The sequence below is a fragment of the Sorangium sp. So ce128 genome, assembly GCF_051525245.1.
Taxonomy (GTDB): domain Bacteria; phylum Myxococcota_A; class Polyangia; order Polyangiales; family Polyangiaceae; genus Sorangium; species Sorangium cellulosum_B.
The window spans coordinates 12,585,938-12,610,579 of sequence record NZ_CP150313.1 but is presented as its reverse complement, the minus strand read 5'-3'; the positions used below and the strand labels follow the sequence as shown (position 1 = coordinate 12,610,579).

General features: G+C 73.4%; 23 protein-coding genes. 14 read left to right on the top strand and 9 right to left on the bottom strand.

Features of this window, described 5'->3' with window-relative positions; genetic code table 11:
- Nucleotides 1–308 precede the first annotated feature (308 nt).
- The gene (locus WME82_RS47765; RefSeq protein ID WP_438040759.1) at nt 309–689 is read left to right on the top strand and encodes a hypothetical protein; all 381 of its coding nucleotides are present in this window, start codon (nt 309–311) and stop codon (nt 687–689) included.
- A gap of 18 nt (nt 690–707) precedes the next feature.
- Here WME82_RS47765 and tam read toward each other — a convergent pair whose 3' ends face one another.
- Entirely contained in the window at nt 708–1,478 is a 771-nt protein-coding gene (gene tam, locus WME82_RS47760; RefSeq protein WP_438040758.1) for a trans-aconitate 2-methyltransferase, read from the bottom strand.
- 198 nt (nt 1,479–1,676) lie between these two features.
- Here tam and WME82_RS47755 point away from each other — a divergent pair, with 198 nt between their 5' ends.
- Both WME82_RS47755 and WME82_RS47750 read left to right on the top strand, forming a co-directional pair.
- Nucleotides 1,677–2,594, top strand: coding sequence for a class I SAM-dependent methyltransferase (locus WME82_RS47755; RefSeq protein ID WP_438040757.1), 918 nt, complete (start codon nt 1,677–1,679; stop codon nt 2,592–2,594).
- On the top strand, nt 2,591–3,118 hold the full coding sequence (locus tag WME82_RS47750; protein WP_437855308.1) for an oxidoreductase: 528 nt from the start codon (nt 2,591–2,593) through the stop codon (nt 3,116–3,118). Before WME82_RS47755 ends, WME82_RS47750 begins: the two co-directional genes overlap by 4 nt.
- 27 nt (nt 3,119–3,145) lie before the next feature.
- Here the strand turns inward: WME82_RS47750 and WME82_RS47745 are convergent, their stop codons facing one another.
- Nucleotides 3,146–5,482 carry a PAS domain S-box protein gene (locus WME82_RS47745; protein ID WP_438040756.1) on the bottom strand — a complete coding sequence of 779 codons (2,337 nt, stop codon included), beginning with the start codon at nt 5,480–5,482 and terminating at the stop codon, nt 3,146–3,148.
- Nucleotides 5,483–5,842: 360 nt separating this feature from the next.
- Here WME82_RS47745 and WME82_RS47740 point away from each other — a divergent pair, with 360 nt between their 5' ends.
- Together WME82_RS47740 and WME82_RS47735 are read left to right on the top strand one after the other, a co-directional pair.
- On the top strand, nt 5,843–6,454 hold the full coding sequence (locus WME82_RS47740) for an NADPH-dependent FMN reductase (RefSeq protein ID WP_437743083.1): 612 nt from the start codon (nt 5,843–5,845) through the stop codon (nt 6,452–6,454).
- 35 nt (nt 6,455–6,489) lie between these two features.
- Nucleotides 6,490–7,917: a sigma-54-dependent transcriptional regulator gene (locus WME82_RS47735; RefSeq protein ID WP_438040755.1), complete on the top strand. Its 1,428-nt coding sequence runs from the start codon at nt 6,490–6,492 to the stop codon at nt 7,915–7,917.
- Here the strand turns inward: WME82_RS47735 and WME82_RS47730 are convergent.
- Genes WME82_RS47730 through WME82_RS47715 form a run of 4 tightly spaced genes read right to left on the bottom strand, consistent with a single transcriptional unit; the run spans nt 7,910 to nt 12,400 of the window.
- A complete protein-coding gene (locus WME82_RS47730; protein ID WP_438040754.1) occupies nt 7,910–9,244 on the bottom strand; it encodes a sensor histidine kinase in 1,335 nt (444 codons plus the stop codon). The two genes, WME82_RS47735 and WME82_RS47730, sit on opposite strands and share 8 nt — an antisense overlap.
- On the bottom strand, nt 9,241–10,425 hold the full coding sequence (locus WME82_RS47725) for an FtsX-like permease family protein (protein WP_438040753.1): 1,185 nt from the start codon (nt 10,423–10,425) through the stop codon (nt 9,241–9,243). Before WME82_RS47725 ends, WME82_RS47730 begins: the two co-directional genes overlap by 4 nt.
- Nucleotides 10,422–11,678, bottom strand: coding sequence for an ABC transporter permease (locus tag WME82_RS47720; RefSeq protein WP_438040752.1), 1,257 nt, complete (start codon nt 11,676–11,678; stop codon nt 10,422–10,424). Before WME82_RS47720 ends, WME82_RS47725 begins: the two co-directional genes overlap by 4 nt.
- A complete protein-coding gene (locus WME82_RS47715) occupies nt 11,675–12,400 on the bottom strand; it encodes an ABC transporter ATP-binding protein (RefSeq protein ID WP_438040751.1) in 726 nt (241 codons plus the stop codon). Before WME82_RS47715 ends, WME82_RS47720 begins: the two co-directional genes overlap by 4 nt.
- 149 nt (nt 12,401–12,549) lie before the next feature.
- Between WME82_RS47715 and WME82_RS47710 the strand changes: the two genes are divergently transcribed.
- From WME82_RS47710 to WME82_RS47695, 4 genes are all read left to right on the top strand, one after another.
- Nucleotides 12,550–13,509 carry a GlxA family transcriptional regulator gene (locus tag WME82_RS47710; RefSeq protein WP_438040750.1) on the top strand — a complete coding sequence of 320 codons (960 nt, stop codon included), beginning with the start codon at nt 12,550–12,552 and terminating at the stop codon, nt 13,507–13,509.
- A 276-nt stretch (nt 13,510–13,785) separates the two neighbouring features.
- A complete protein-coding gene (locus WME82_RS47705) occupies nt 13,786–14,502 on the top strand; it encodes a DJ-1/PfpI family protein (protein WP_438040749.1) in 717 nt (238 codons plus the stop codon).
- 336 nt (nt 14,503–14,838) lie between these two features.
- Nucleotides 14,839–15,153 (top strand): DUF3817 domain-containing protein, encoded by a 315-nt coding sequence (locus WME82_RS47700; RefSeq protein ID WP_437743075.1) that lies wholly within the window; start codon nt 14,839–14,841, stop codon nt 15,151–15,153.
- 234 nt (nt 15,154–15,387) lie between these two features.
- Nucleotides 15,388–17,307 carry a hybrid sensor histidine kinase/response regulator gene (locus WME82_RS47695; protein ID WP_438040748.1) on the top strand — a complete coding sequence of 640 codons (1,920 nt, stop codon included), beginning with the start codon at nt 15,388–15,390 and terminating at the stop codon, nt 17,305–17,307.
- Between the two features lie 90 nt (nt 17,308–17,397).
- Here the strand turns inward: WME82_RS47695 and WME82_RS47690 are convergent, their stop codons facing one another.
- Complete coding sequence (locus tag WME82_RS47690; RefSeq protein WP_438040747.1) at nt 17,398–17,700, bottom strand: hypothetical protein; 303 nt, start codon at nt 17,698–17,700, stop codon at nt 17,398–17,400.
- 183 nt (nt 17,701–17,883) lie between these two features.
- On the opposite strand from WME82_RS47690, the gene WME82_RS47685 reads away from it, so the two are divergent.
- Together WME82_RS47685 and WME82_RS47680 are read left to right on the top strand one after the other, a co-directional pair.
- Nucleotides 17,884–19,260: a hypothetical protein gene (locus WME82_RS47685; RefSeq protein WP_438040746.1), complete on the top strand. Its 1,377-nt coding sequence runs from the start codon at nt 17,884–17,886 to the stop codon at nt 19,258–19,260.
- Between the two features lie 10 nt (nt 19,261–19,270).
- On the top strand, nt 19,271–20,581 hold the full coding sequence (locus WME82_RS47680; protein ID WP_438040745.1) for a hypothetical protein: 1,311 nt from the start codon (nt 19,271–19,273) through the stop codon (nt 20,579–20,581).
- A 28-nt stretch (nt 20,582–20,609) separates the two neighbouring features.
- On the opposite strand, the gene WME82_RS47675 is transcribed toward WME82_RS47680, so the two are convergent.
- Nucleotides 20,610–21,512 carry a PfkB family carbohydrate kinase gene (locus WME82_RS47675; RefSeq protein WP_438040744.1) on the bottom strand — a complete coding sequence of 301 codons (903 nt, stop codon included), beginning with the start codon at nt 21,510–21,512 and terminating at the stop codon, nt 20,610–20,612.
- Between the two features lie 389 nt (nt 21,513–21,901).
- On the opposite strand from WME82_RS47675, the gene WME82_RS47670 reads away from it, so the two are divergent.
- Both WME82_RS47670 and WME82_RS47665 read left to right on the top strand, forming a co-directional pair.
- Nucleotides 21,902–22,363, top strand: coding sequence for a CoA-binding protein (locus WME82_RS47670; RefSeq protein WP_438040743.1), 462 nt, complete (start codon nt 21,902–21,904; stop codon nt 22,361–22,363).
- Nucleotides 22,364–22,390: 27 nt separating this feature from the next.
- Nucleotides 22,391–23,014, top strand: a complete 624-nt coding sequence (locus WME82_RS47665) for a DUF4389 domain-containing protein (RefSeq protein ID WP_438040742.1) — start codon at nt 22,391–22,393, stop codon at nt 23,012–23,014.
- Between the two features lie 43 nt (nt 23,015–23,057).
- Here the strand turns inward: WME82_RS47665 and WME82_RS47660 are convergent, their stop codons facing one another.
- Entirely contained in the window at nt 23,058–23,621 is a 564-nt protein-coding gene (locus WME82_RS47660) for a hypothetical protein (protein WP_438040741.1), read from the bottom strand.
- Between the two features lie 311 nt (nt 23,622–23,932).
- Between WME82_RS47660 and WME82_RS47655 the strand changes: the two genes are divergently transcribed.
- Nucleotides 23,933–24,592, top strand: a complete 660-nt coding sequence (locus WME82_RS47655) for a siderophore-interacting protein (protein WP_438040740.1) — start codon at nt 23,933–23,935, stop codon at nt 24,590–24,592.
- Nucleotides 24,593–24,642 lie beyond the last annotated feature (50 nt).

Sequence of the window (24,642 nt, the reverse complement as noted above, 5' to 3'; positions counted from 1 at the left end):
ACGGCACCTGCGGCGCAGCGCGGACATGCACGCACCGTCGCAGTGGCCGAGCAGCGCTTGATCGTCCGGATGTCGTACCCGCTCTCTCGAGCAGGTGCGTGCGCAACGACGTCCCGGAAGCAGGTCACGCGCCTGGAGACGCCTCCACCAGCGCAGCCTCACGTCCTAGACGCTGGACGGGCCCTGTTGCGGTTCAAAAAGGGGTTTGAAACGGCAAGCGCTCCGCGCCGACGCGTCTTGGGAGACGCCAGCCGACCTGCTCGCGACGAGGGCTTCCCCTGGCGCCGCCGCCGCGATAGGACAGCGCCGTGACACGCCCCATCGCACGGTGGATACCTCTCCTCGCAGCGCTCTCCGCCGGGTGCGCCCCGGCGCCGCCCCCCGCGGCCCCGACGGCCGAAGAGGTCACGGCGAAGAAGGCCGCCAGCGTGGCGCTCACCGCGCTGTTGAACCGCAAGTTCGACGTCCAGGGCTGCGACGCCTCCGAGGCGCGCGTGGTCCAGGAGGCCGAGGCGCGCGCGGGCACGCCCCAGGGCGAGCGCTGCGCCATCGTCGTCGCGCGCAGGAGCGACCGGACATGGCTCGTCGCCGTCCGCTCCTCGCTCTCTTCCGTCTCCGTCGGCGCGCAGGCGCTCGTGACCGTGCTCCCCGAGGCCGAAGGCGTCGGCGCCATCGAGTACACGCCCTGATCCGCGCGGCGGCGGCGCTCACCGCGCCGTGGCGACGAGGAACAACCGCCGGAACGGAAACGGCGTCTTCCCGTCCGCCGCCTTCGGATACGCCGCCGCCACCCGCCCGCCGTACTCCTCCAGGAACTCGGCCCGCTCGTGCTCATCGAGCGCCGCGAGCAGCGGCCGCAGCGCCGTCCCCTTGGTCCACTCGACGACCGGATTCGCGCCCTCGAGGACGTGCAGATACTCCGTCTCCCAGATGTCGAGCCGCGCCGCGTGCGGCGCCAGCATCCCGTAATACGCCGCCGGCGCCGCGACCGGGCTCTCCCTCACCACCGCCGCCAGCTTGTCGCGGAAGCGAGGCAACCGGCTCGCCTCCACCATCGCCGCGTGCGACGGCGCGCCGTGGTTCCTCGGCATCTGCACCGCCAGCACGCCGCCGGCCGCGAGCCGCCCGAGCAGCGCCGGGAACAGCGCCTGGTGGTCGTCGAGCCAGTGCAGCGCGGCGTTGCTGAAGATCAGCGCGGGCGGCGCGGACGGCGCGAAGCGCGCGATATCACCCTCGACGAACCGCGCCCCGGGCAGCGCGGCGCGCGCCTGCGCCAGCATCTCCGGAGAGCTGTCGACCCCGAGGATCCCCCGGCCCGGGAAGCGCTGCGCCACGAGGCGGGTGATGTTGCCGGCCCCGCACCCGAGATCGACGATGTCGCCCGGCGCGGTGAGGTCGACCCGGCCGAGCAGGTCAATCGCAGGACGCGCCCTCTGGTCCTCGAACTTCAGGTACTGCGCAGGATCCCAGTCCGCCATTGCACACCTCCACCGAGCCAGCACGCCAGAGCGTGAGCTCCACCGCCGCCCCCCTGCTCTCTGCCTCCAGCAGATCCGGGCACGCCCATCGACGTAGAGGCCAAGGACGACCGCGGCAACTGTCGCGACGCACGACAGCGCCGGCGCGGCCGAGCGTCGCGCTGGACATCCCCGCACGGGAGCGGCACCCTCGCGCCGGTGGATGCTCCGGAGATCTCCGATCTCCTCGTCGACTACGATCCCGACACCCTCGCGCGCCTGCCCGTGCGCCGGAGCGCGGTGGTCGAGCGCCTCCGCGCCGCAGGCCGCCCCGGCGCAGCCCGGCTCGCCGCGCGGCTGCCGGCGCGGGACGATCTCCTCGACGAGGCCGCCGTCGACGCGCTCCTGCTCCGCGTCCACGCCGAGCTGCAGCGCCTGTCCGAGGAGTTCGACCAGGGAGCGCGCGTCCGCTTCGTGCTCGCGCCGCTGCTCGACGCGCTGCGCGCCGCCGGCGCGCCCCGCCCCCTGCGCGTCGTCGACGTGGGCTGCGGGCTCGGCTACGTCGTCCGCTGGCTCGCCGCCCGCGGGGCGCTTGGCGCCGACGTCGAGCTCGTGGGCTGCGACTACAACCGCGCGCTGATCGACAATGCGCGCGCGGCGGCCACCGACGAGGGCCTCCCGTGCCGCTTCCACGTGGCCAACGCGTTCACGCTGCGCGAGCCCGCCACCGTCTTCCTGTCCACCGGCGTCGTCCACCATTTCCGCGGCGACGCCCTCGTGTCGTTCTTCCGCGAGCAGGCCAGGGCCGGCGCCCTCGCGTTCCTCCACTTCGACATCAAGCCGAGCCACCTGTCCCCCCTCGGCGCCTGGATATTCCACCAGGCCCGCATGCGCGAGCCGCTCTCCCGCCACGACGGCGTCCTCTCCGCCCTCCGCGCCCACGCCGGCGACGCGCTCCTCGCCGCGGCGCGCGCGGGCGCCGAGGGCCTCTCCTCCGCGCTGTTCGACGGCCACGTCGGGCCCTTTCCCGTCCTGCGCATCATGCACGCGGTGATCGGCCTCCGCCCCGACCTGCGCGCGCCCTTCGCCGAGCAGCTCGGCCCGCGCGGCGGCCGCCGGCTCGGGGCGTTCTCGTGATCCCCGCGCTGCTCGCCGCGCTCGCCCTGGTCGACGCCGCGTTCTGCGGCTTTCGCGACGCCGCCGGCCGCAACCCGCGCATCGAGAAGCGCGCCTATTTCCTCCGCGCCGTCCGCCGCGGCGCCCTCGCCGGGCTCCTCGCCGTCGCCGCCCTCGCGGCCCTCACCTTCGCCGTGCTCGGGCTCGCGCCCGACCCTGCGGGCCTCTGGATCGATCTGCTCGCGGCCGGACGGCGCCTGATCCTCGTCTACGGCGCCTACGCCGCCCTCGTCTGCGCCGCCCTGCTCGCCTACGCGCTGCCCATCCACGAGGCGCGCGTGCTCGCCAGCGTGACGATCCTGGGCCCGCTCACCATGGTGCGCCCCTGGGTCCTCGCCGCGGGCGCGCTCCTCGCCGCGCTGGCCGCCGCGCGCGCGGAGACGGCCGCCCTGACGCTCGCCTCGGCGCTGGCGATCGGGCTCATCGAGCGGCTGCTCGGGCGCGGCTGGCGCCGCGGTCGGCCCATCCCCTTCGAGCCTTCGTAAACGGTCCTCCTCAAGCGGCTCCGGCCGCTACCGCTCGCCGCGCGCGAGGTGCGCGAGCAGCACGTCGGGAGCGATCGGCTTGACCAGGTGGGCGTCGCACCCGGCCTCCCTCGATCGGCGCAGATCGTCCTGCTGGCCGTAACCGGTGAACGCGATGATCTTCAGCTCCCTCGCGCCCGGCGAGCGCCGCATCCTCCGGGCGACCTCGTAGCCGTCCATCTCCGGCAGGCCGATGTCGAGCAGGACCACGTCGGGCGCGAAGCTGCGCGCCATCTCCAGCGCCGAGGCCCCGTCGTGCGCCAGCCCGATCGCGTGGCCAGCCTGCTCCAGGAGCAGCGCCAGGGCGAACGCGTGGTCGCGGTTGTCGTCCACGACGAGGACCCGCCGCGGGCGCGCGCTCGGGGCCGGCTCGACGGCCTCCCCGGGCTCGGCCGCCGCCTCGACGGCGGGCAGGCGGACCGTGAACTCGCAGCCGCGGTCGTCGCCGTCGCTCGCGGCCGACACCGAGCCCCGGTGCATCTCGACGAGCCGCTTCACGAGCGTGAGCCCGAGCCCGAGCCCGCCGCGCGCGCGGTCGAGCGTCGGGTGCGCCTGCTCGAACAGGCCGAAGATCCGCGGCAGCATCTCCGCCGGGATGCCGACCCCGGTGTCCTTCACCCGGACCACGATCTCCGCCTCCTCCTGGCCCGCGGAGAGCCAGATGCGCCCGCCCTCGTGGGTGTACTTCGCGGCGTTCGTGAGGAGGTTGACGATCACCTGCTCCAGGCGCGCGGAGTCTCCGAACACCGGGAGCGGCCGCGGGCCGACGTCGAGCGAGAGCTCGTGCCTCGAGGCGTCGATCAGCGGCGCGGCCGCCTCCACCGCCTGGCGGACGACGTCGCGGAGATCGAGCGGCGCCTGCTGCAGCGCGATCTTGCCGCGCGTGATCCGCGAGACGTCGAGCAGATCGTCGACCATGCGGCCGAGCTGGCACAGCTGCCGCTGCATGACCGACCGCGCCCACGCACGCCGCGGCTCGGGGACCGAGGGCATCTGCGAGACGCTGAGCGAGAACTGGATGGCCGACAGCGGGTTCCGGAGCTCGTGCGCCAGCATCGCGAGGAACTCGTCCTTGCGGCGATCGGCCTCCAGGAGCGCCTGCTCGGCCTGCTTGCGCGCGGTGATGTCATGGCAGGACACGGCCACGCCGTCGCCGACCTTCACGGCCATGTTGCGCACCCACACGCGGTGCCCGCCGGCGGTGAGCTCGACCTCCTTGTCGTGCGGCTCGCCGGTCTCGACGGCGCGCGCGTAGAGCGGGAACATCTCCGCCCGCTGATCGGGCATCACGTCGAGGAGCCGACGGCCGATGAGCGCATCCAGGGGCACGCAGTGGAGCCGCCCGGCCGCCGGGTTCGCAAAATCGAACAGGAAATCGACGATCTGGCCCCCGGCGTCGCGCACCGCCCGGAGCACGACGAACGCGTCGAGCGAGAGCTCCTGGGCCGCGCGGAAGCGCTCCTCGGTCTGGCGCCGGTCGGTGATGTCGATGTTCATCCCGACCCACTCGCGCACGCGCCCCTCCGCATCGAGCAGCGGCACCGCCCGGGCCTGCGTCCGCCGGTAGCTGCCGTCGGCGGCCCGGATCCGGTATTCGACCTCGTAGCGCGCCTTCGCCTCGACGGCGCGGGTCCAGGTCTGCATCGTCCGCTCCCGGTCGTCCGGGTGAACGACGGCCAGCCACCCGACCCCGAGCATCTCCTCGGGCCTCTGGCCGGTGACGGAGCACCAGTGCGGCGAGTGCTGCTGCGTGAGCCCCTCCGGCGTCGTCGTCCACACGACCTCCTCGGTGGCCTCGACGAGGCCGCGGTAACGGTCCTCGCTCCAGCGCCGCGTCTCCTCGGCCTGCTTGCGCTCGGTGATGTCCTTGACCACGCCGATCGTCCGCACCGGCTTGCCGCGCTCGTCCCTGATCACCGTGCCGCGCACCACCGCCCAGCGGACGCGGCCGTCCTTGCGGATGTAGCGCTTCTCGCTGCGCCACTCGAGGTGCCCGCCGTTCAGGGCCTGCAGGCAGGTGGCGGCGTCCCGCGGGCGATCGTCAGGGTGCGTGAGGTCGGCGAAGGGGCGATCGAGGAGCTCCGCCTCGGAGTAGCCCGTCAGCTCGCAGAACGCCCGGTTGCACCCCACGATCCGCGCCGTCACCGGATCTCCCATGACGAGGGGCACGCCGGCGAGCTCGATCGCCTGGAGCAGGTCGCGCACGCTCACGAGGTCCGCGAAGATCCCGCTCGCGCCCGGGCGCGTCCCCCCCGACCCAGGGCTTCCCCCCTCGGGGAGCGCTGCGCTCGCCGCGCCCTCCAGCTCTTCTTGAGTCGATATCACCCGTCCCCCGCGACGCCCCCGAGATCGCCGGCCTGCGTACCGGCCACCAGGCACGCGGCGTCGCGGGCATCGTAGAGCAACGGCGCGCCCCCCGGCAGCTCGCGAATCGAGCCGGCTCGGCCCTTCACAGCGGCTCTGGCGCGGCGCGCGACAGCGCCACGTGGACAGGAGTCGCCTCTCGCGCCCCCTCGATACGAGGCCTCTCACCGCGGCGCCTCGCGCGGAGCGGCGCGGGGCCGAGGGTCACCCGCGCCGACGAACCCCTCGACCCGCCGCGCGAGCGCGCGGTAGCATCGCGCCGCATTCCACCGATCACCGAGGAGCGCCGCGCGATCCGTCGCCGGCCGCACGCAAGACCCTATGAAGCTCGCTGTCATCTCAGGCAGTCACCGCAACGGCTCCGAATCGGGGAAGATCGCCCGCCACGTGCAGCAACAGCTGTCGTCGTCGACGGACGTCTCCTCCACGTACACGCTCGATCTCGCCGACAACCCGCTTCCGCTGTGGGACCCGGAGGTATGGCAGCCGTCCGAGAAATGGGAGCGCGTCTGGGCCCCCATCTCCGCCGAGCTCAAGACGTCCGACGCCTTCGTGATCATCGCGCCGGAGTGGGGCGGCATGGTCCCCGCCGGACTGAAGAACTTCTTCCTCCTCTGCTCCCGGGGCGAGCTCGCGCACAAGCCCGCGCTCATCGTCGGGGTCTCCGCGAGCGCGGGCGGCGCCTACCCGATCGCGGAGCTGCGCATGAGCAGCTACAAGAACACGTACCTTTGCTACATCCCGGACCACGTGATCGTGCGCAACGTCCGCGGCCTCCTCAACGACCCGGAGGCGCCGCAGTCCCCCGACGACGAGCGGATTCGCGAGCGGCTCCGCTACGCGCTGGGCATGCTCCTCCAGTACGGGAGAGCCCTGCAGCAGGTCCGCGCGAGCGGCGTGATCGACCTGGCCAAGTACCCTTACGGGATGTGACGGGCCCCCGGGGGCGAACACGCTAGTCTCGCCGGGTGCCGAAGATCCTCGTCATCGACGATCAGCCCGCCGTCTGCGTCGCGCTGACGACGCTGTTCGAGCTGCACGGGCACGAGGTCCGCGTCGCCGCCACGCCCGACGAGGCGATGGCGGCGGTGCTCGGCGACGAGCTCGGCGCCGTGGTCCAGGACATGAACTTCCGGCAGAGCGCCACCTCGGGCGAAGAGGGGATGGAGCTGCTCCGCCGGATCAAGGCCGTCGACCCCGAGCTGCCCGTCGTGGCCATGACCGCGTTCACGTCGATCGCGGGCGCGGTCGAGCTGATCAAGGCCGGGGCGAGCGACTACGTGCCCAAGCCGTGGGACGACCAGAAGCTCGTCGCCATCGTGGGCAACCTCGCGCGGCTGCGGGCGCTCGAGCAGGAGAACGCGCGCCTCCTGGCCCAGCGCGGGCGCGCGCGGCACAGGCTCGCCGAGCGCCACGACCTGGCCGGCCTCGTGTACGCGAGCGACGCGATGCACGAGGTCGTGAGCCTCGCCGTCAAGGTCGCGCCCGCCGACGTGCCCGTCCTCATCACCGGGCCGAACGGCACCGGGAAGGAGCTCCTCGCCGCCATCGTCCAGGCCAACTCGCGGCGGCGGGGCCGGCCGTTCGTCAAGGTGAACGCGGGGGCCCTCCCCGACGAGCTCGTCGAGGCGGAGCTGTTCGGCGCGGAGCCAGGCGCGTTCACCGGCGCGACCCGCCTCCGCGCCGGCCGCTTCGAGGAGGCCGACGGCGGCACCCTCTTCCTCGACGAGATCGGCACGCTGTCGCTGAACGGCCAGAAGAAGCTGCTGCGCGTCCTCCAGACCGGCGAGTACCAGCGGCTCGGGAGCAGCGTCACCCGCAAGGCCGACGTGCGCGTGCTGAGCGCGACCAACCGCGATCTCCCGCGGGCGATCGCCGAGGGATCCTTCCGCGAAGACCTGTACTTCAGGCTCAACGTCATCGAGTTGACAATCCCCGCGCTGCGCGATCGCCCCGAGGACATCGTGCCGATCGCGAGCCACCTGCTCGATCGCCTCGCCGCGCGCGCGGCGGGCGGCGAGCGGGTGACGCTCGGCCCGCGCGCGCGCGACGCGCTCGCCGAGCACGACTGGCCGGGCAACGTCCGCGAGCTCGAGAACCGGCTCACGCGCGCGGCGCTGGTGCGCAAGGGCGAGACGATCGAGCCGCACGACCTGGGGCTCGACGCGGTCGCGCGCGTGCCGCCGGCGCCCATCGCGACCGGCGCCGCGCCCGCGGCGCACGCCGCGTCGTCCGCGCCTTCCGCGACCTCCTCCGAGCGCCTCGAGATCGAGCGCGCGCTCGTCGAGGCGCGGGGCGTCGTCGCCAAGGCCGCGGCGTCGCTCGGCCTGAGCCGGCAGGGGCTCTACCGGCGCATGGACCGGCTCGGGATCCAGATCGAGCGGAAGCTCAAGTAGCGCGCTCGTCCGGCGGCGGCGGCAGGCGGCACTCCGCCTCGGCCCCGCCCCCCTCGCGGCGCCGCAGCGCGAGCGCGCCGCCGTGCGCGGTCGCGATCTCGCGGCAGAGCGCGAGGCCGAGCCCGCGGCCCTGCTGCTTCGTCGAGTAGAAGGGCAGGAGCGCCTTGCCCGAGGCGTCGTCCGGCAGCCCGTGGCCGCGGTCGGCCACCGTGAGCGCGAGCTCGCCCGTCGAGAGGCGCCGCACCGAGACCTCGATCCGGTCGGGCGGGCTCCCGGCCTCGACCGCGTTCTTGAGCAGGTTCAGGAGGAGCTGCTGGATCTGCGCTGGATCGAAGAAGCCTGGCTCGTCCGGCGCGTCGCCCAGCGTGAAGGGCGCGAGCCCGCGCAGCCGCTCGAGGAAGGGGCGCCACGGGACCCGCTCGGGGGCGGGCGGCGGGAGGCGCGCGAGCTCGGCGTACGCGGCGAGGAAGCGGGCGAGGTGCGCGCTCCGCTCCTCGATGGTGTCGAAGACCACGCCGAGGCGCTCCCGCTGCTCCGGGCGATCGAGCAGGAGGCGGCCCGAGTGGAGGAGCGAGGAGATCGGCGCGAGGGAGTTGTTGAGCTCGTGGCTGATCAACCGGATCGCGTCCCTGTGGAGCTCCGCCTCCCGGCGCGAGATCTCGCGCGTGAGCGACCGGACCGAGACGAGGACGTGCGCCTGGGTGTTCAGGCGGAACGCGCGGCGGGCGACGTACAGCGTCTCGATCTCGCCCCGGCGCTCGACGGACACGAGGGCGTCCCGCCCGGCGACCATCGCGGCGCGGAGCTCCTCGGGCTCCCCCGCGAGCAGCGCGGAGAGCGTCCTCTGGCCGACGCGCTCGCCCGCGGCGAAGAGGGCGCGCGCGGCGCCGTTGCCGTACACGATCCGGCCCGCCTCGTCGTGGAGCACCATCGCGACGGGCGTGGCGTCGAGCGCCGTCTCGAGCAGGAGCTCCTTCTGGTAGAGGTCGTCGCGCTGCGCCCGCAGGGCGTCGCCGAGGCGGTTGTGGCGCTCGACGAGATCCCCGAGCTCGTCCCGGCGGTCGTACCGGACGCGCTGCGTGTAGTCCGACTCGGCGAAGCTCGAGAGGCCATCGGTCACCGCGCGAAGCGCGCCGAGCGTACGCCCGAGGAGGAGGCGGGAGCCGAGCGCGCCGGCGACCAGGGCGAGCCCGAGCCCCGCAAGGGCGGACACGGGCAGGGACGCCTGCGCCTGCGCCGCGGCCAGGCTCCCGGCGCAGGCGGCGGCGGAGCTCAGGAGCACCACCGCGGCGTGGCGTACCGGGAGCGGCGCGCGGATCGGCCTCATGATCGCGACGCCTCGGCGGGGGAGACGGCGCTCGCGCGGAGCGCGGGCAGGAGCGCCGCCGCCATGCCGGCGAGCCACACGGCGACGGCGACCAGGGCGACCGCGCGTGGATCCAGCGGCAGGTCGAGCTCGGGGGCGGCCACGCGCGCCGCGGCCTGGAGCCCGGCGAGGGCGCCGGCGCCCGCGGCGAGGCCAGCGGTCGTGAGCAGCGCGTTCTCCACGAGGATGAGGCGCGCCACGTCGGCGCGGGTCGCGCCCAGGGCGCGGCGGATGCCGAGGGCCTGGCGGCGCTCCGACACGAGCAGCGACGCCATCCCGATGCGCCCCAGGAAGACGACGACGAGCATCATGCCGATCAGCGTGAGGGCGAGGGCGCCAGCGCCGCGGTTCGTGTGGGTGTCGAGCTCGGCGCCCTCGTCGAGCGCGCGCACGAGCACGACGCGGCGCGGATCGGCGCGCTCGAGCGCCTCGCGCACCCGCGCGCCGGCGCCGTCGTCTGATTCGACCCGGATCAGGTAAGAGAGCGTGCGGCCGAGCGGCGGCCCCTCGGCCGCGAAGAGCGCGCTGTCGGCGTCGGGCCCCAGGGCGGCGCGGAACGGCGGCACGACGCCGACGATGGCGAGCGGCTTCTGCCGGGCGCTCCGGCGCACGATCTGCCCGATCGCGCGGCCGTCCGGGAAGAGGCGCGCCGCGAGCGCCTGCGTGACGACGGCGGGCGTCGCCGCCGCGTCCGCGGCGTCCCCGGGGGCGAGCAAGCGCCCTTCGAGCGGGGCCAGGCCGAGGACGGCCGCGACGCCGCCGCGGTCGTCCAGCATCCACGCGAGCGCGCTCGGAACGCCCGGGGAGGTCGTCTCGACGAGCTCCCGGTGGGTGACGTTGAACGGCGCCGAGCTCGCCTCGGCGGCGCCGCGGACGCCCACGACGCGCGCGAGGGCCTCGGTGTCGCGGCGGACCGCGGCCTCGCGCTCGCCTCGGGACGCGAAGCTCGGGCCGTCGCGCTCCGTCATCGCGAGGAGCAGCGACCGCGTGTCGATGCCGCGCGGCGCGGCGGCGGCGCGGGCGTAGTGGAGGGCGAGCCCCGAGGCGTGCACGGCGACAGCGAAGCCGAAGGCGGTCTCGAGCACCATCAGGAGCGCGGGGATCTTCTGGCGGGCGAGCGCCTTGACGATGGGGCCGATCACGAGCGCCGGAGCCCTTCGGCGGGGGGTTGCCTCGCCGCGCGCCACGCCGGGTACCCGCCGGCGAGGAGGCCCATGACGAGGGCGGCAGCGACCGTTGCGGCCGAGGTCCGCGCGTCCAGGTGGTAGTCGATCGGCCGGAGGTGGATGACGCGGTTGACGACGGCGAGCGCGGCCACGGCGACGCCGAGAGCGAGCGCGGCGCTGCCGGCGGCCACGAGCATCGCCTCGAGCAGGAGCTCGAGGAAGACAGCGCGGGAGCTCGCCCCGAACGCGCGGTAAACGGCGATCTCGGCGCGCTTCGCGCGGAACTTCCCCTCGAGGAGCCGCGCGGCGTTGAGGGTGCAGGCCCCGAGCAGCACGTCGGCGAGCAGGGCGAAGAGCGTCGTGCCCGGGTCGTCCACGCGGAGCGCGTGCACGCGCTCGCGCGGCACGAGCTCGGCCCCGAGGACGCGCCGGCCGCGCGCGCGCTCGCGGGCCACGTGGGCGTCGAGCTCGGCCTGGAACGCGGCCCGACGGGCCTCGTCGGGGAGCTCGACCAGGAGCTCCAGCCAGCCGTTGTCGGAGGCCGCGAGCGCGTCGAAGCCCCCGCTCGGGTCCTCGCGCTCGTGGATCACCGGCGGCCGGACGCCGAGCGCGATGCCCACGGCGCTCGGCGCGAAGACGATGGGATGACGCGAGGCGCGCGTGCCGGGAGCGGCCGGCATGGCGACGACGCCGGCGACCCGGAAAGGCTCTCCGAACAGGCGCAGCGTGCGCCCGAGGCCGCTCGCCCCGCCGAACAGCGTGCGCTCGGCCGCCTCGGTGAGCACGACCGGGCGATCCTCCCCGGCGCCCTCCGCCAGCGACCAGAGCGCCCCGCTTCGGACCGGGATCCCGAACATCCCGAACAGATCGTGGGTACAGAATGCCACCACGACCGGAACGAGCGGACCGCCATCGGCGCTGCCGGCGGCCATGGCCGCGAAGAGGTCGGTCTTGCGCGGGGGATGGGGGCTTCCGAGGAGGACGCGGTCGCGCAGGCTCGAGGGATGGATCGCGCCCGGCGCCACGGGCGCGCCGCCCTCGTGCCGGAGGGAGACGAGGTAGACATCGCGCGCGGACGCCAGCGGGTCGGACGCGCGCTCGTGGAGGACCGCGCGCGCCGCCGTCCACACCGCGAGGCCGAGCGTGAACGCCAGCAGCACGATCGCGGTATGGACCGGCTGCCGCCCGAGGCTCCTCCGGGCCAGCCAGAGCGTGTGGCCGAGCTTCATTCGCGGCTCGCCGCTGTCACCGGCGCCTCCGCGCGCGCGCCGGGGTCCGAGGGCGCCCACGGATCGATGAGCTTGCCGTCGAGCACGTGCACCTTGCGGCGCGCCCGCGCCGCAAGCTCGGGGTCGTGCGTGGTCATGACGATCGTCGTGCCGCCGGCGTGGATGCGCTCGAGGAGATCGAGGATCTGCCGCGCCGAGCGGGAGTCGAGGTTTCCGGTCGGCTCGTCGGCCAGGAGGAGCGAGGGCTCGCCGACCAGCGCGCGCGCGATCGCGACGCGCTGCTGCTGGCCGCCCGAGAGCTCGCTGGGCCGGTGGCGGAGCCGCGCGCTCAGGCCGACGTCCTCGAGCGCGCGCAAGGCACGCTCGCGCCGCGCGCGCGCGCCCAGGCCGCGGACCCGCAGCGGCACGTCCACGTTGTCGAACACGTCGAGGTCGGCGATGAGCTGGAAGCTCTGGAACACGAAGCCGATCTTCCGGTTCCGGATCGCGCTCGCACGGGCATCCGAGAGCCCCTGCATCGGCTCGCCGTCGAGGAGGTACTCGCCCCCGTCGAATGGATCGAGCAACCCGGCGACATTGAGGAACGTCGTCTTCCCGGAGCCCGAGGGGCCCATCACCGCGAGGAACTCGCCGCGCGCGACGTGCAGCGTGAACCTGGCGAGCGCGTGGGTCTCGAGCAGGCCGCGCCGGTAGACCTTGGTGACGTTCGTCATCCCTATCATGTCGGTCTCTTTGGCAGGAAATGCAGGTACTTTATCTTCACGGCCACCGGCCAGCCAGCTACCGTCGTCGCGTGAAGCGGCTCCCTGCATCGAAATCCGCTCCCTCTGCCGCGCCGCGCGCGCATCGCCATGGACCGACGCGCAGGGTCGTGGCCGTGGTCTACGACGGCGCGAGCGCCATCGACGTGGTGGGGCCCACCGACGTATTCGCCCTGGCCTCGGACATCGCGAGAGCGAAGGTGCCCGGCGCTCCCCCCGCCTATGCGGTCGAGATCGCGGCCGTGAACGGCGGCGTGATCCGGACGCTGTCGGGGGTGCAGATCGTCGCCCACAAGGCGCTCGCGGATCTGGCGCCCGGCATCGATACGGTGCTTGTCGCCGGGGGCGAGACCCGTGAAGCGACGCGGGATGCCCGGCTGCTCGCCTGGCTGCGCGCGACGACGCCCGAGGTGCGGCGCATGGGCGCCGTCTGCACCGGCGCCTTCCTCCTCGCCGCCGCGGGGCTGCTCGCGGGGTGCCGGGCGGCCACCCACTGGCATTCCGCGGCAGCGCTCGCGCGCGAGTTTCCCGGCGTCGAGGTCGACCCCGACGCCATCTTCGTGCGGTCCGGGAAGATCTACACGTCGGCGGGCATGACAGCGGGCATCGACCTCGCGCTCTCGATGGTGGAGGAGGATCTCGGATACGACATGGCGCTCCAGGTGGCGCGGGGGCTCGTGGTGTTCCTCAAGCGCCCGGGTGGCCAGTCCCAGTTCAGCCGCCCGCTCCTCGCGCAGACGGTCGCCGCGGGCCCGCTGCAGGGCGTGATCGACTGGGTGCTCCGGCACCTCGACGCCGACCTGCGCGTCGAGGCGCTGGCGGAGAGGGCCGGGATGAGCCCGCGCAACTTCGCGCGGACGTTCACCCGGGCCATGCGGATGACCCCCGCGAAGTTCGTCGAGTCGGCCAGGCTGGAGCAGGCGCGCTCCTGCCTCGAGGGAGGCCGAGCCTCGATGAAGCAGCTCGCGCGCGACTGCGGCTTCGGCACGGACGAGCGGATGCGGCGCGCGTTCCAGCGCACCCTGCAGGTCACGCCGGAGGACTACCGGAGGCGCTTCGGTCGAGCGTGAGCGGACGCCGGGCGCTCGGCCGAGCGCCGTCGTCGCTCGCCGGATGCTTCGGGCGCAGCTGCGTGCGACGGGGTGCGCCGGGGCCCTGCGCCTGCGTGTCCTGAAAGCAGGGGACGATGTCCTTTCCGCCCCCGCCAGCGTCGCTCATAGTCAGGCCTGCGAAGCGCGTTCCGCGGCGCGCTCGTGAGCGCCAGGCGCGGGGCCGCGTCGAGACGAAGCTCCGCCATCGAGGCGATCATCAGCAGATGAAGAATCGAAAGGGATGAGGGACGAACGATGACGGACACCTATGATATCAAGCTGCCAGATCCTCAGCCGCCGCTCCGGGTCGGCATGGTGCTCTACCCGGGCCTCACGGCGCTGGATCTGATCGGCCCGCAAAGCGTGCTGACCGCTCACGCGACGACGTATCTGCTCTGGAAGACGCGCGACCTGGTCATGTCTGACTCGGGGGTTCCTATCCAGCCGACGGCGACCTTCAGCGACTGTCCGGACGACCTGGACATCCTGTTCGTGCCGGGCGGCATGGGCACCCCCGACGCCATGGTGGATCAGGAGATCCTTCGGTTCCTGAGGGATCGGGGCGCCCGCTCCAGGTACGTGACCTCCGTGTGCACAGGGTCGCTCATCCTGGCCGCGGCAGGTTTGCTGCAAGGATACAAGGCCACGACACACTGGTCCACGCGCCACATCCTGGAGGCGTTCGGCGTGGAGTGTGTCCGGGCGCGCGTCGTGGTCGATCGCAACCGGATCTCGGGCGGCGGGGTGACCGCAGGCATCGATTTCGGGCTGACGCTGCTGGCGCTGCTGCGCGGAGACGACGCCGCGAAGCTGACGCAGCTCATGCTGGAATACGACCCCGCCCCGCCGTTCAACGCCGGGGTGCCCGAAGCTGCGGGACCCGAGCTGACGCAGCGCATATTGAGCGTCCTCGACCCGTACGATCAGCAGATGCGGAAGATCGCCGCCGAGAGGAGCAACAGAGCTCGCTGAGGCGCACCGGGCGCGCAGCCGCGATGGCCCGCAAGATCATGCCAGCGTTCGTCGCAGCATCCCTCGTCGATCGTGAGCGCGCCGCCCACGCCGCGGCCTCCCGGGGGCTGGTCGTCACGTGGATCGCGGGATACCTCTTGACCGCGCTGCGACAACTCCCCATGACAGAGCTCTGGATCGCTGCGGCGATCACCCGTCGCTGGCTTCGCAGCTCGCCCTCGTCCACAGCGCCGCGCGCGATCGACGGACGGTCGGCGCGTTCGTAACGACCTTTACCCATCTCTTCGTGGTGCTGCTGATGATGGTCTTTCCCCCCACCTGGTCTGGTGTCGAACGATGAGCGCGCTCCGCGCCCTGCGCCTCGTCGGCTTGCTGGAAGGGCTGTCCTTCCTGGTCCTCCTCGGCGTCGCGATGCCGCTCAAGTACCTCTTTGATCTGCCGATCGCCGTGCGGATCGTCGGCAGCGCCCACGGGCTCCTCTTCCTGCTGTTCGTCGGCGCGCTGATTCGCGTGGCCAGCGAGCGCGACTGGCCGCATCGCCGCTCCCTCGCGGCGCTCGTCGCGTCGCTCGTCCCCTTCGGGACGTTCGTGCTGGATCGCGCCCTGAAGCGCGAGATCGAGGGCGACACGCAGGCGGCCGTCGATGGCTGACGCTGGCGCGTCGCGTCCACGTCACGCGCGCCGGCGCTGCGCGCGGATGCGGCTCAAGGACACGGGCGTGATGCCCAGGTACGACGGACAGGCCAGGACTGGCTGAACTTGCGAGGCGGTTGCGTTCGAATCGCCCCGGCACGCTTGCCTGCTTTCGAAGCCGCTCGCCCGCCTCGAGGTCGCGACGCGCCGACAGCGCCTATCGCGCCGGTGCGCTATAGGGTGTCGTCGCGGATGAAGCAGCAGCAAGAGCAGCTGTGGCTCGACGAGGTCATCGGAGGGCTCCCCCTCCCCGTCCTCGTGCTGAGCCCGGCTGGTGTCGCGACCCACGAGAACCCGGCGTATCGAGCGAGGTTCGGCCCGAGCGCCGACGACCGCCACGAGATCGCTTCCGCGCTGCGGGGCGGGCACGCCTCGGCGCTTCGCGCGGCGCTCGACGGCGTCTCGCGCGCCGTACCGCTCGGCGCGATCAGCGGCGCGCCGTTCACCGGGCACTATTTCCCGATCCGCGGCGCTTCAGGCGCCGTGGCGTTCGTCGGGATCCTGTTCGTCGAGGAGCGCGCCGCCCCGGTGCCGGCCGCTCCAGCGCTGACCCTGGAGACCCACGACATCCCGGAGGTCGAGCGCAGCCTTCGCCGCATCCTCGACATGATGCCGCAGCTCGTCTGGTCGACGCGGCCCGACGGTTATCACGATTTCTACAACCGCCGCTGGTACGACTACACCGGCGAGACGCCCGACGCCACGCGCGGCGCCGGCTGGAACGACCAGCTGCACCCGGACGATCAGCAGCGCGCGTGGGAGCGGTGGAAACTCTCCCTCGAGACGGGGGAAGACTACCAGATCGAGTACCGCTTCCGGCGCGCCGACGGCGCATACCGCTGGTTCCTGGGCCGCGCGCTGCCGATGCGTGACGACGAAGGGCGCATCCTCCGCTGGTTTGGCACCTGCACCGACGTCGACGATCAGAAGCGCCTCGAGCAGCAGCGGGCCGAGGTCCTGGCGCAGGCCGAGGAGACCAGCCGGCTGAAGGACGAGTTCCTCGCGATCGTCTCCCACGAGCTCCGCGCGCCCCTGACCGCGATCCTCGGGTGGGCGCGCATGCAGCGTTCGCGGCCGGAGCTCGCGCCCAAGGCGATGGAGGTCATCGAACGCAACGCCGAGGCGCAGGCCAGGCTCATCGAGGAGATCCTCGAGAGCTCGCGCATCGTGACCGGGAAGATCCGCCTCTACCCCAGGAACGCGAGCGTGAACGAGCTCGTCCGCGCCGCGGTCGACGCCATCCGGCCGGCCGCTGACGCGAAGGCCATCGGCCTCGAGGTCAGGCTCGATCCCGGTGTCGGGGAGATCGTCTGTGATTCCGATCGCCTCCAGCAGGTGGTCACGAATCTGCTGGTCAACGCCGTGAAGTTCACGCCGGGCGGCGGGCAGGTCGGACTCCAGACGGCGCTCCATCCGGGCGGCGTCGAGGTGACGGTGACGGATAGCGGGAAAGGCATTTCGCCCACCTTTCTTCCGCACGTGTTCGAGCGGTTCCGCCAGGCAGAGGCGGCCACCACACGACAGCACGGCGGACTCGGTCTCGGGCTGGCGATCGTCAAATACCTCGTCGAGCTCCATGGCGGCACCGTCCGCGCGCGGAGCGACGGCGAGGGGAAAGGGGCGTCCTTCAGCGTGCGCTTGCCGGTGCGGGCCGTGGCCCTGGCGGAGAGAGAGAGCTCCGAGGTCTCGTCCGAGATCGAGCATCCCTCGGCCGGGACGATCCCCCGGCTCGACGGGCTGCGCGTGCTCGTCGTCGACGACGAGCCGGACGCGCGGGAGCTCGTCACCATGGTGCTGCGCGAGGCAGGCGCCCAGGCGGACGAGACCGGCTCGGCCTCGGCCGCGCTGGAGATGATGAGTCGCGCTCGGCCCGACGTGCTCGTCAGCGACATCGCCATGCCGGAGCAGGACGGCTACGCCCTCCTTCGCGAGCTCCGATCCCGCGCTCCGGACCTCGGTGGCTCCGTGCCGGCGCTGGCGCTCACCGCCTTCACCCGGCGCGAGGACATCGTTCAGGCCCGGGACGCCGGGTTCGAGCTCCACCTCGCCAAGCCGGTCCAGCCGGGCGAGCTCGTGGCGGCGGTCCACCGGCTCGCGCGCAAAGGCGCCTGATACGAACCAGGCGCAGAAGCGGGGAGAATTCACAGGGAGACGGGGAGACGGGGAGCTCTTCAAACACTCCCTGTTTCCCCGCCTTTTTGTTCAATTTCCCCGCTGAAGAGGGCTACGAATGAGCGGACTCCCGAGCATGAAGGGCTGGTCGCCGAGCAGGGTGGCGATGGCGCCGAGGTCCGCCTTGCCCTGGGCATAGATCTCCTCGCGGCTGTGGCGCCCCGTGCCCTGCGCGCGGAGCATGCCGGTCATCCTTTTGCGCAGGAGCTCGACGATCACGCCGCCGACGACCCGGGGCATGAGCGGAAGGAAGATGGGGCGATAGGCAGCCCACCCCTCGGGCTCGCTCCAGCGGACGAACACCACCATCCAGTAGAACGCCTCTTCGAGCATGCGCCGGATCACATGGCCTCGAGCGCGCGCCTCCCCCGCAAGAAACCGGCGCCGGACCTCGGGCGCACGACACCTGTCCGCCTTTGCCGCGGACACCTGTCCGGACGCGGACACGCGCCCTCGCGCGCCGCCCGCCGATTGCGGCCAATCCTCTCGGGCACGCCCGCTGCTTGGGCGCCTCGCATGCGTCTTCTCATCCACTTCGTTTTGCCCTCCGCCACGGCGCTCCTCCTCGGTTGTTCTGCCGAGGCGGCGCCGGGCGCGAGCCCCCCGACATTCCACAGGGACATCGAGCCCCTGCTCCAGAAGAGCTGCCTCGGCTGCCACGCGCAGTGCGGCACCGCGCCGGTGAGCCTGGCCTCGTACGAGAGCGCGAAGGCGCTCGCGCCGGTCATCGCCGACGAGACCGCGGCGCGGCGGATGCCGCCGTGGGGCGCCCTGCCGACCGACGAGTGCGCGCCCCCTCGCCCGTTCCGGGGGGACCTGCACCTCTCCCTCGACGAGATCGCCCTGCTCCGCGCCTGGAGCGACGCCGGCGCCCCCGAGGGGGATCCCGCGGACGCCCCGGCCCCCACCACCCCCGTCGCGGCGGGCCTGTCGCGCACGGACCTCGAGCTCTCGCCCAAGGCCCCCTTCGCCGCGGCGGAGGGCTCCGACAGCTTCCGCTGCTTCGTCCTCGATCCGGGGCTCACGGAGCAGGCGTGGGTCCAGGGCTACGACGTGCTGCCGGGCAACCGCGCCGTGGTGCACCACGCGCTGCTCTTCATCGACGCGAACCGCGAGGGCGAGGCGCTCGGCGGCGAGAGCGGCAGCTACGCGTGCTTCGGCGACGCGCGCCTCTCCGAGACGTCGCTGCTCGGCGCCTGGGCGCCCGGCACGCAGGCGTTCGAGCTGCCGGCGGACATCGGCATCTCGGTGCCAGCGAACGCGCTGCTCGTGATGCAGGTCCACTACCACCCGAAGCCGGGCGAGGCGCCCTCGCCCGACGCGACCCGGGTCGCGCTCCGCCTCGCGGACGAGAAGCCGAGCCGCGCGCTCTCGAACCTCACGCTCGGCAACGCGGAGGCGCCGTTCCGGGACGGCAACGGGCTCCTGCCCGGGCCGGGCGACCGCGGGAGCGTCGAGTTCCGGATCCCCGCCGGCGCCCGGGGGCACGTCGAGCGGATGCGGTACGTCATCGACTTCCCGATCCCCGAGATCTCGATCTACGGCGCCGGCGTCCACATGCACCGGGCCGGCGTCGACCTCAAGGTCGACCAGATCCGCGCCGATCCGAAGGGCGACGAGGCCGACCGCCAGTGCCTCGTCCAGACGCCGGCGTGGGACTACAACTGGCAGCGCCTCTACAGCTACGACGCGCCGATCGACGAGCTGCCCACGCTGCGGTCGGGCGACACGATCGAGCTGCGCTGCACGTACGACAACACAACGGAGAACCCGGCGCTCGCGGCGCAGCTCATCGAGGAGCGCCTGCCCGCGCCGCAGGACATCGTCCTCGGCGAGTCGACGCTCGACGAGATGTGCGTGGCGTTCCTGCCTGTCGTCCACCCGAACCTCTGAGGAGACGCCGATGCCTTCGAACCCCTGTCACGCACTGTTCGGTCTCGGCGCGCTCCTGCTCGCCGCCTGCTCTTCACCGCCGAGCGCCTCGCCGCCCGGGTCCACGGCGCCGCGCGAGGATCTCTGCCCGGAAGGCTTCGCCGATTGCGACGGCGACAGCGACAACGGCTGCGAGGCCGCCCTGCTGACGAGCGTCGAGAGCTGCGGCGCGTGCGGCGCGCGCTGCGCGGGCGGCGACGGCGCGACCGCGCTCTGCTCGGCGGGCGCCTGCACCCTCGCGTGCGACGCCGGGCGGGCCGACTGCGACGGCGACGGCGGCAACGGCTGCGAGGTCCTCGTCGCGGAGGACCCGCGCCACTGCGGGGCCTGCGGCGTGACCTGCGCCGACGCTTGCTGGAACGGCACCTGCGACGCCGCCGTGCTCGCCGGCGAGCTCCGGCTGCCCACGTTCCTCGGGATGGACGCGACCGGGCTCTACTGGACGAACCAGGGCTCGGGCGACGCGCCGGACGGCAGCGTCATGCGGCTCGATCCGGGCGGCGGGACGCCGGTGGAGCTCGCGCCGGAGCAGGAGCTCCCGGGCCCGCTCGCGCTCGGCGAGGCCGCTGTGTACTTCGCGCACGCGCGCGGCCTCGCGGCCGTCCCGAAGGCCGGCGGCGAGGTGACCGAGCTCGCGCCCGACGCCCGCGGCGTCACGGCGCTCGCTGTCGACCAGGGCGCGCTCTACTGGGTCGAGGCGGGGACGCCGCCGGCGTTCGAGGACGGCGGGCTGTACAACGTGCCGCTCGGCGCCGAGCCCGGCGCGGCGAAGGTGATGCTCGCGGCCATCCCGGGCGCCGCCAGCGGGGTGGCGCTCGACGCCGGCCATGTGTACGTGACCGCGCGGGGCACCGGCGCGGCCGACGGCGCGATCTACCGGGTGGCGCGCGACGCGGCGCCGCCGAGCGCGCCGGAGAGGCTGCACGAGGCCCTGGTCGCCCCGCGCGCGCTCGTGGCGCGCGGCGGCGCGCTGTGGCTCATCGAGGGGCGCGGGATCGCCACGTTCTCGCCCGGGAGCCCGCTTCGCAGGGTCGTCCCGGATCTGCCGCAGATCCCCGCGCAGCTCGCGTTCGACGACGCGCGCGTCTTCTGGACGACCGCGCGGGAGGCCGACGGCCAGGTGCAGAGCGCGCGGCTCGACGGGAGCGATCTCGCGACGCACGCGCGCAACCTGAGCTACCCGTGGGGCGTCGCCGTGGACGGGACCAACGTCTACTTCAGCCTCGCGTGGGACGGCGGGCCCGCGACGGGGGCGCTCGTGCGCGGGCCGAAGGGCCCGTGACCGGGCTCTACGCCGGGGGAGCCCGGCCTCAACGCCGGCCGACCTTCGCGCTCGCCGCGGCGTGACCGCGCTGGATCGCGCGGGTCCAGAGGTCGGGGCGCTCCGGGCCGTGGTCGCCGGCGCGGGCGATCTCGGCGCAGATCGCGGCGGTGAACGCGTCGCCCGCGCCGGCCGCGCGGGTCTCGGCCACGACGGGCGGCGCGAGCGCGATCTCGCCGAAGGGGCCGGCGGCGCGGGCTGCGCCGGCGCCCTGGGTGAGCACCAGGGTCGCGCTCGGCCGCATGGCGGCGCGCACCTGGGCGTCGTCGAGGCCGAGCCCGGCGAGGTCCGCCGCGCTGCACCGCACCACGTCGGCCTCGCGCAGCAGGGCGTGAAGCACGCGCGGATCGCGCCCGGCCCAGAGGCGCCACCGCGCGTTGAGGTCGACGACGACGACGGTGCCCGCGCGGCGCGCGGCCCGCGCGGCCCGGCAGAGCGCGGCGATCGGCGCGAGCGCCGGAGAGATCCCCGAGAGCAGCAGCACCGGCGCCGCCCACCCCTCGGGCACCGAGAGGGGCAGATCGTCCTCTGCGCGGTGGGCGACCATGTGCCGCGCCCCGCCGGTGTCCTCCAGCACGATGAGCCCCTGGCGGGCCGGGATCAGCGCCACACCCGCGACGTCGACGCCGGCCGCCGCGACCCTCGCCAGGAGCGCCCTACCCGGGGCGTCGTCGCCGAGCGCGGCCGCGAGCCCCACGCGCAGCCCGCTCCGCGCGAGCGCGACCGCGGCGTTCACCGCCCCGCCGCCAGGCCGGAAGCGCAGCGAGGCCCCGCCCGGAGCCGCGAGATCCCAGAGGGCCTCACCGGCGCAGATGACGTCCAGGGTCAACCCCCGCGACGGCGCGACCCGCGCCGCGGTAACCCGCCCAGCGCTCGCAAACATCGATGCCATGGGGATCCCCATCTTACACCACGGGGCTCGCAGCAGCGCTGCCGTAACTTGGTCGTCCCCACAGACGTCGAGCTGATTCTGCTCCACTCGTGGACCTTCGGCGGACGGAGGGTCGCGCTCTTCGACGCGCGCGCGAACCACGGACGCCGGAGGGGGGACCGTCGCAGCGCTCCCCGCTGTCCGGGACTTCGAGGCAGCGGCACGCGGCGCGGCTCAGCACGACCTGCACCGCAGGCGCACGTGTTGCGCCGCAGAGGACAGGCTCTCCGGCCTGCGCCGCGCCTGCGTCGGCCGGCACGAGCCGTGCAATCGTCGATCGTCGTTCATCGTCGATCGTCGGTCGTGACGAGCGCACGAGCGGAGCGCGGGAGGCCCCAATGCGGAACAGGATGGAAGACGTCAATGAATTCCTCTCTCACCGGCGGGTGGCCCTGGTGGGCGCATCGCATGACGACAAGGACTTCAGCCGGATGGTGATGCGGGAGCTCATCGATCGGGGTTACGACGTCGTTCCGGTGAACCCGGGGGGCGGCGTGATCGAAGGCCGCGCAGCGTACGCCGAGGTCGGCGCGATCGATCCCCCGGTCGAGGGGGCGATCGTGATGACCCCGCCCCAGGTCACCGAGCAGATCGTGCGGGCGTGCGCCGCTGCCGGCATCGAGCGCGTGTGGCTGCACCGGGGGGTCGGTCAGGGTGCAGTGAGCGCGCCTGCCGTGCAAGCCTGTCAGGAGCTCGGGATCCGCGTGGTCGCGGGCGAGTGCCCGCTGATGTTCCTCCCGGACGCGGGCTTCGTCCACCGGCTCCACCGATTCACCAAGAAGATCGCGGGGAGTTACCCGGCGCGCGCGTGAAGCGCCATGAACCTGGGAGATCTCGAGATGACATCGTATCCTGTCACCTTCACGGTCACGCGCCCCTGGAAGCTCGATCGCGTCCAGCTCCTCGCGCGTGTCCTCCTGCTCGCGGCGCTCTCGATTGCCGGCGTCACGGTGGGGTTCGTCATGATGCTTGTCTATCTGGCCCTGCCCGCCGTGGCGGCCGCGCTGGTGGCTCAGAAGGGATCGGCCCGGTTCCTGGCCGAGGACGGCCCGAGGCTGGCGCGCGCGCTCGTGTGGCTACAGGCCGCGTTCGCTTATCTCTTCCTGCTCACCGACAGGCTCCCGCTCGATCGCCCCGCCGAGACCGCGCGCCTCGACATCGATCCGACCGGCGCGCCGACAGCGAAGGGCGCGCTCCTGCGCCTCTTCACGAGCCTCCCCTCGGCCATCGTCCTCGCGCTGCTCTCCTGCGTCGCCTATCTGGCGTGGCTCGTCTCGGCGGTCGCGGTCCTCTTCACCGAGCGCGTCCCGACGTCCATCTACGATTTCCAGTGCGGCGTGCTCCGGTGGCAGGCGCGGCTCCTCGCCCATCATGCGTCGCTGGTCGACCAGTACCCGCCGTTCGCGTTCGATCCGGGTCCCGTGGACGGCACCCCGCGCGATCACGCGGGCACGTTCGCCTGAAGCGTCCTCTCGGCGTCCGTGTCCGTGCCGCCGGAGGGAGCCGTCACAGGTCGACGACGCAGACGACGCTCGTGGTCGTGTCCTCGCCGTACTCCGTGACCTCGATCTGGATCTTCGAGGTTGCCTCGTCCGCTCCGGTGCCGAAGCGAGCCGCGAAGTCCAGCTCGTACCAGGTCTCGGTCGAGATCGGATCGGACACCTTCCACGCGAGCTGCTCGAAGCCGCCGATCGACGAGTGATCGAAGACGAAGATCGTGTCGTCGGGAGCGGTGTGCGAGACGGAGAGCGAGGGGCTCGTGAACTCGTAGGCGCCGGCCTCGCCGAGCTCGAGGCTGCAGGCCTCGCCCGAAGGCGTGGTCCCCTCGTAGGTGCCGACCAGGCAGGCGCTCGCGCTGGGATCGCTCGTCAGGGAGAGGTCGGGACAGGCGGCGAGGCGCTCTTCGAGCGCCGAGAGGCTCGGGCTCGATCCGCCCGAGCCTGAGCTCGAGTCGCCCGACCCGTCGTCGTCGCCTCCGCAGGCCACCACCAGCCCGAGGGTGAGCACGGGAACGAAAGCCAGGTAAGAGCGCCGTCGAGCGGGGTTCATGCCATGGGAGGATGAGGTCATCTGACAGAGGCTAGTGGAGACGCCAGCGCTCGACCAGCTGTCAGATCTGACAGGGGGCTCCGCAAGAGCCCGAGCAGCATCGCTTTCGCGACGGCGCGATGCGCGCCGCCGTGCCCCGCCCAGCGCTCGCCAGCATGGATGCCATGGGGTTCCCCATCTTGCACCACGGGGCTCGCAGCGGCGCGCCGGCTGCGCCGCCGGCCGTCGCAACCACCCTGGTAGGAGCGGCAGCCCTGCTGCCCTGGCACACGCCAGGCAGCCTTCACTCTTTTTCACGCAGCGGCGCGGTCGCCCTGACTACGCTGACCCCCATGGCATCCGGAAAAGGTCGCTTGCTCGGGCTCCTCGGCGGGCTGGTGCTGACCGAGGCGAAGGTGCAGGCCGTGGGCACGCCCCACCCGCTCTACCGGCGCGTGGTGCTCGCGGGCGAGGGGCTGCGCACGAGCAGCTGGCAGCCCGGCGACAAGATCCAGGTGCTCCTCCCCTCGAACGACGTGCGGACGTACACCCCGATCGACTGGGCGGAGGGTCGGACCACGCTGCTCCTCCACGCGCACGGGAGCGCGCCGGGCGCGCGGTGGACGGAGGCCGTCCGCCCGGGCGACGTCGTGCGGTTCGTCGGCCCGCAACGCTCCCTCCGTCTGGGAGGCGCGGGCCTCCTGACCGGCGACGAGACCTCGCTCGGCGTGGCGGCCTCGGCGCGCCGCCTCGGCGCCCACGCCGTCCTCCGGGTGACGAACGTCCCCGCGGCGGAGGCGGCGGCGCGATCGCTCGACGTCTCCGTGGACGTTGCGGGGTCCGACGAGGAGGCCGCCGCTTTGCTCCGCGAGCGCGCGGCGGGCGTCGCCACGGCGGTGGCCTGCGGCGGCGGCGCGTGGGTCCAGCGGGCCCGGGAGGTGCTCCGGGCGGCCGGGGTGCGGGAGGTGCGCGCCAAGGCCTACTGGATCGCGGGGAAGACCGGGATCGACTGACCCTCTCTGCACACCGGCGAGCGCTGGACGGCGCGGTGCGCGCGGTGCCG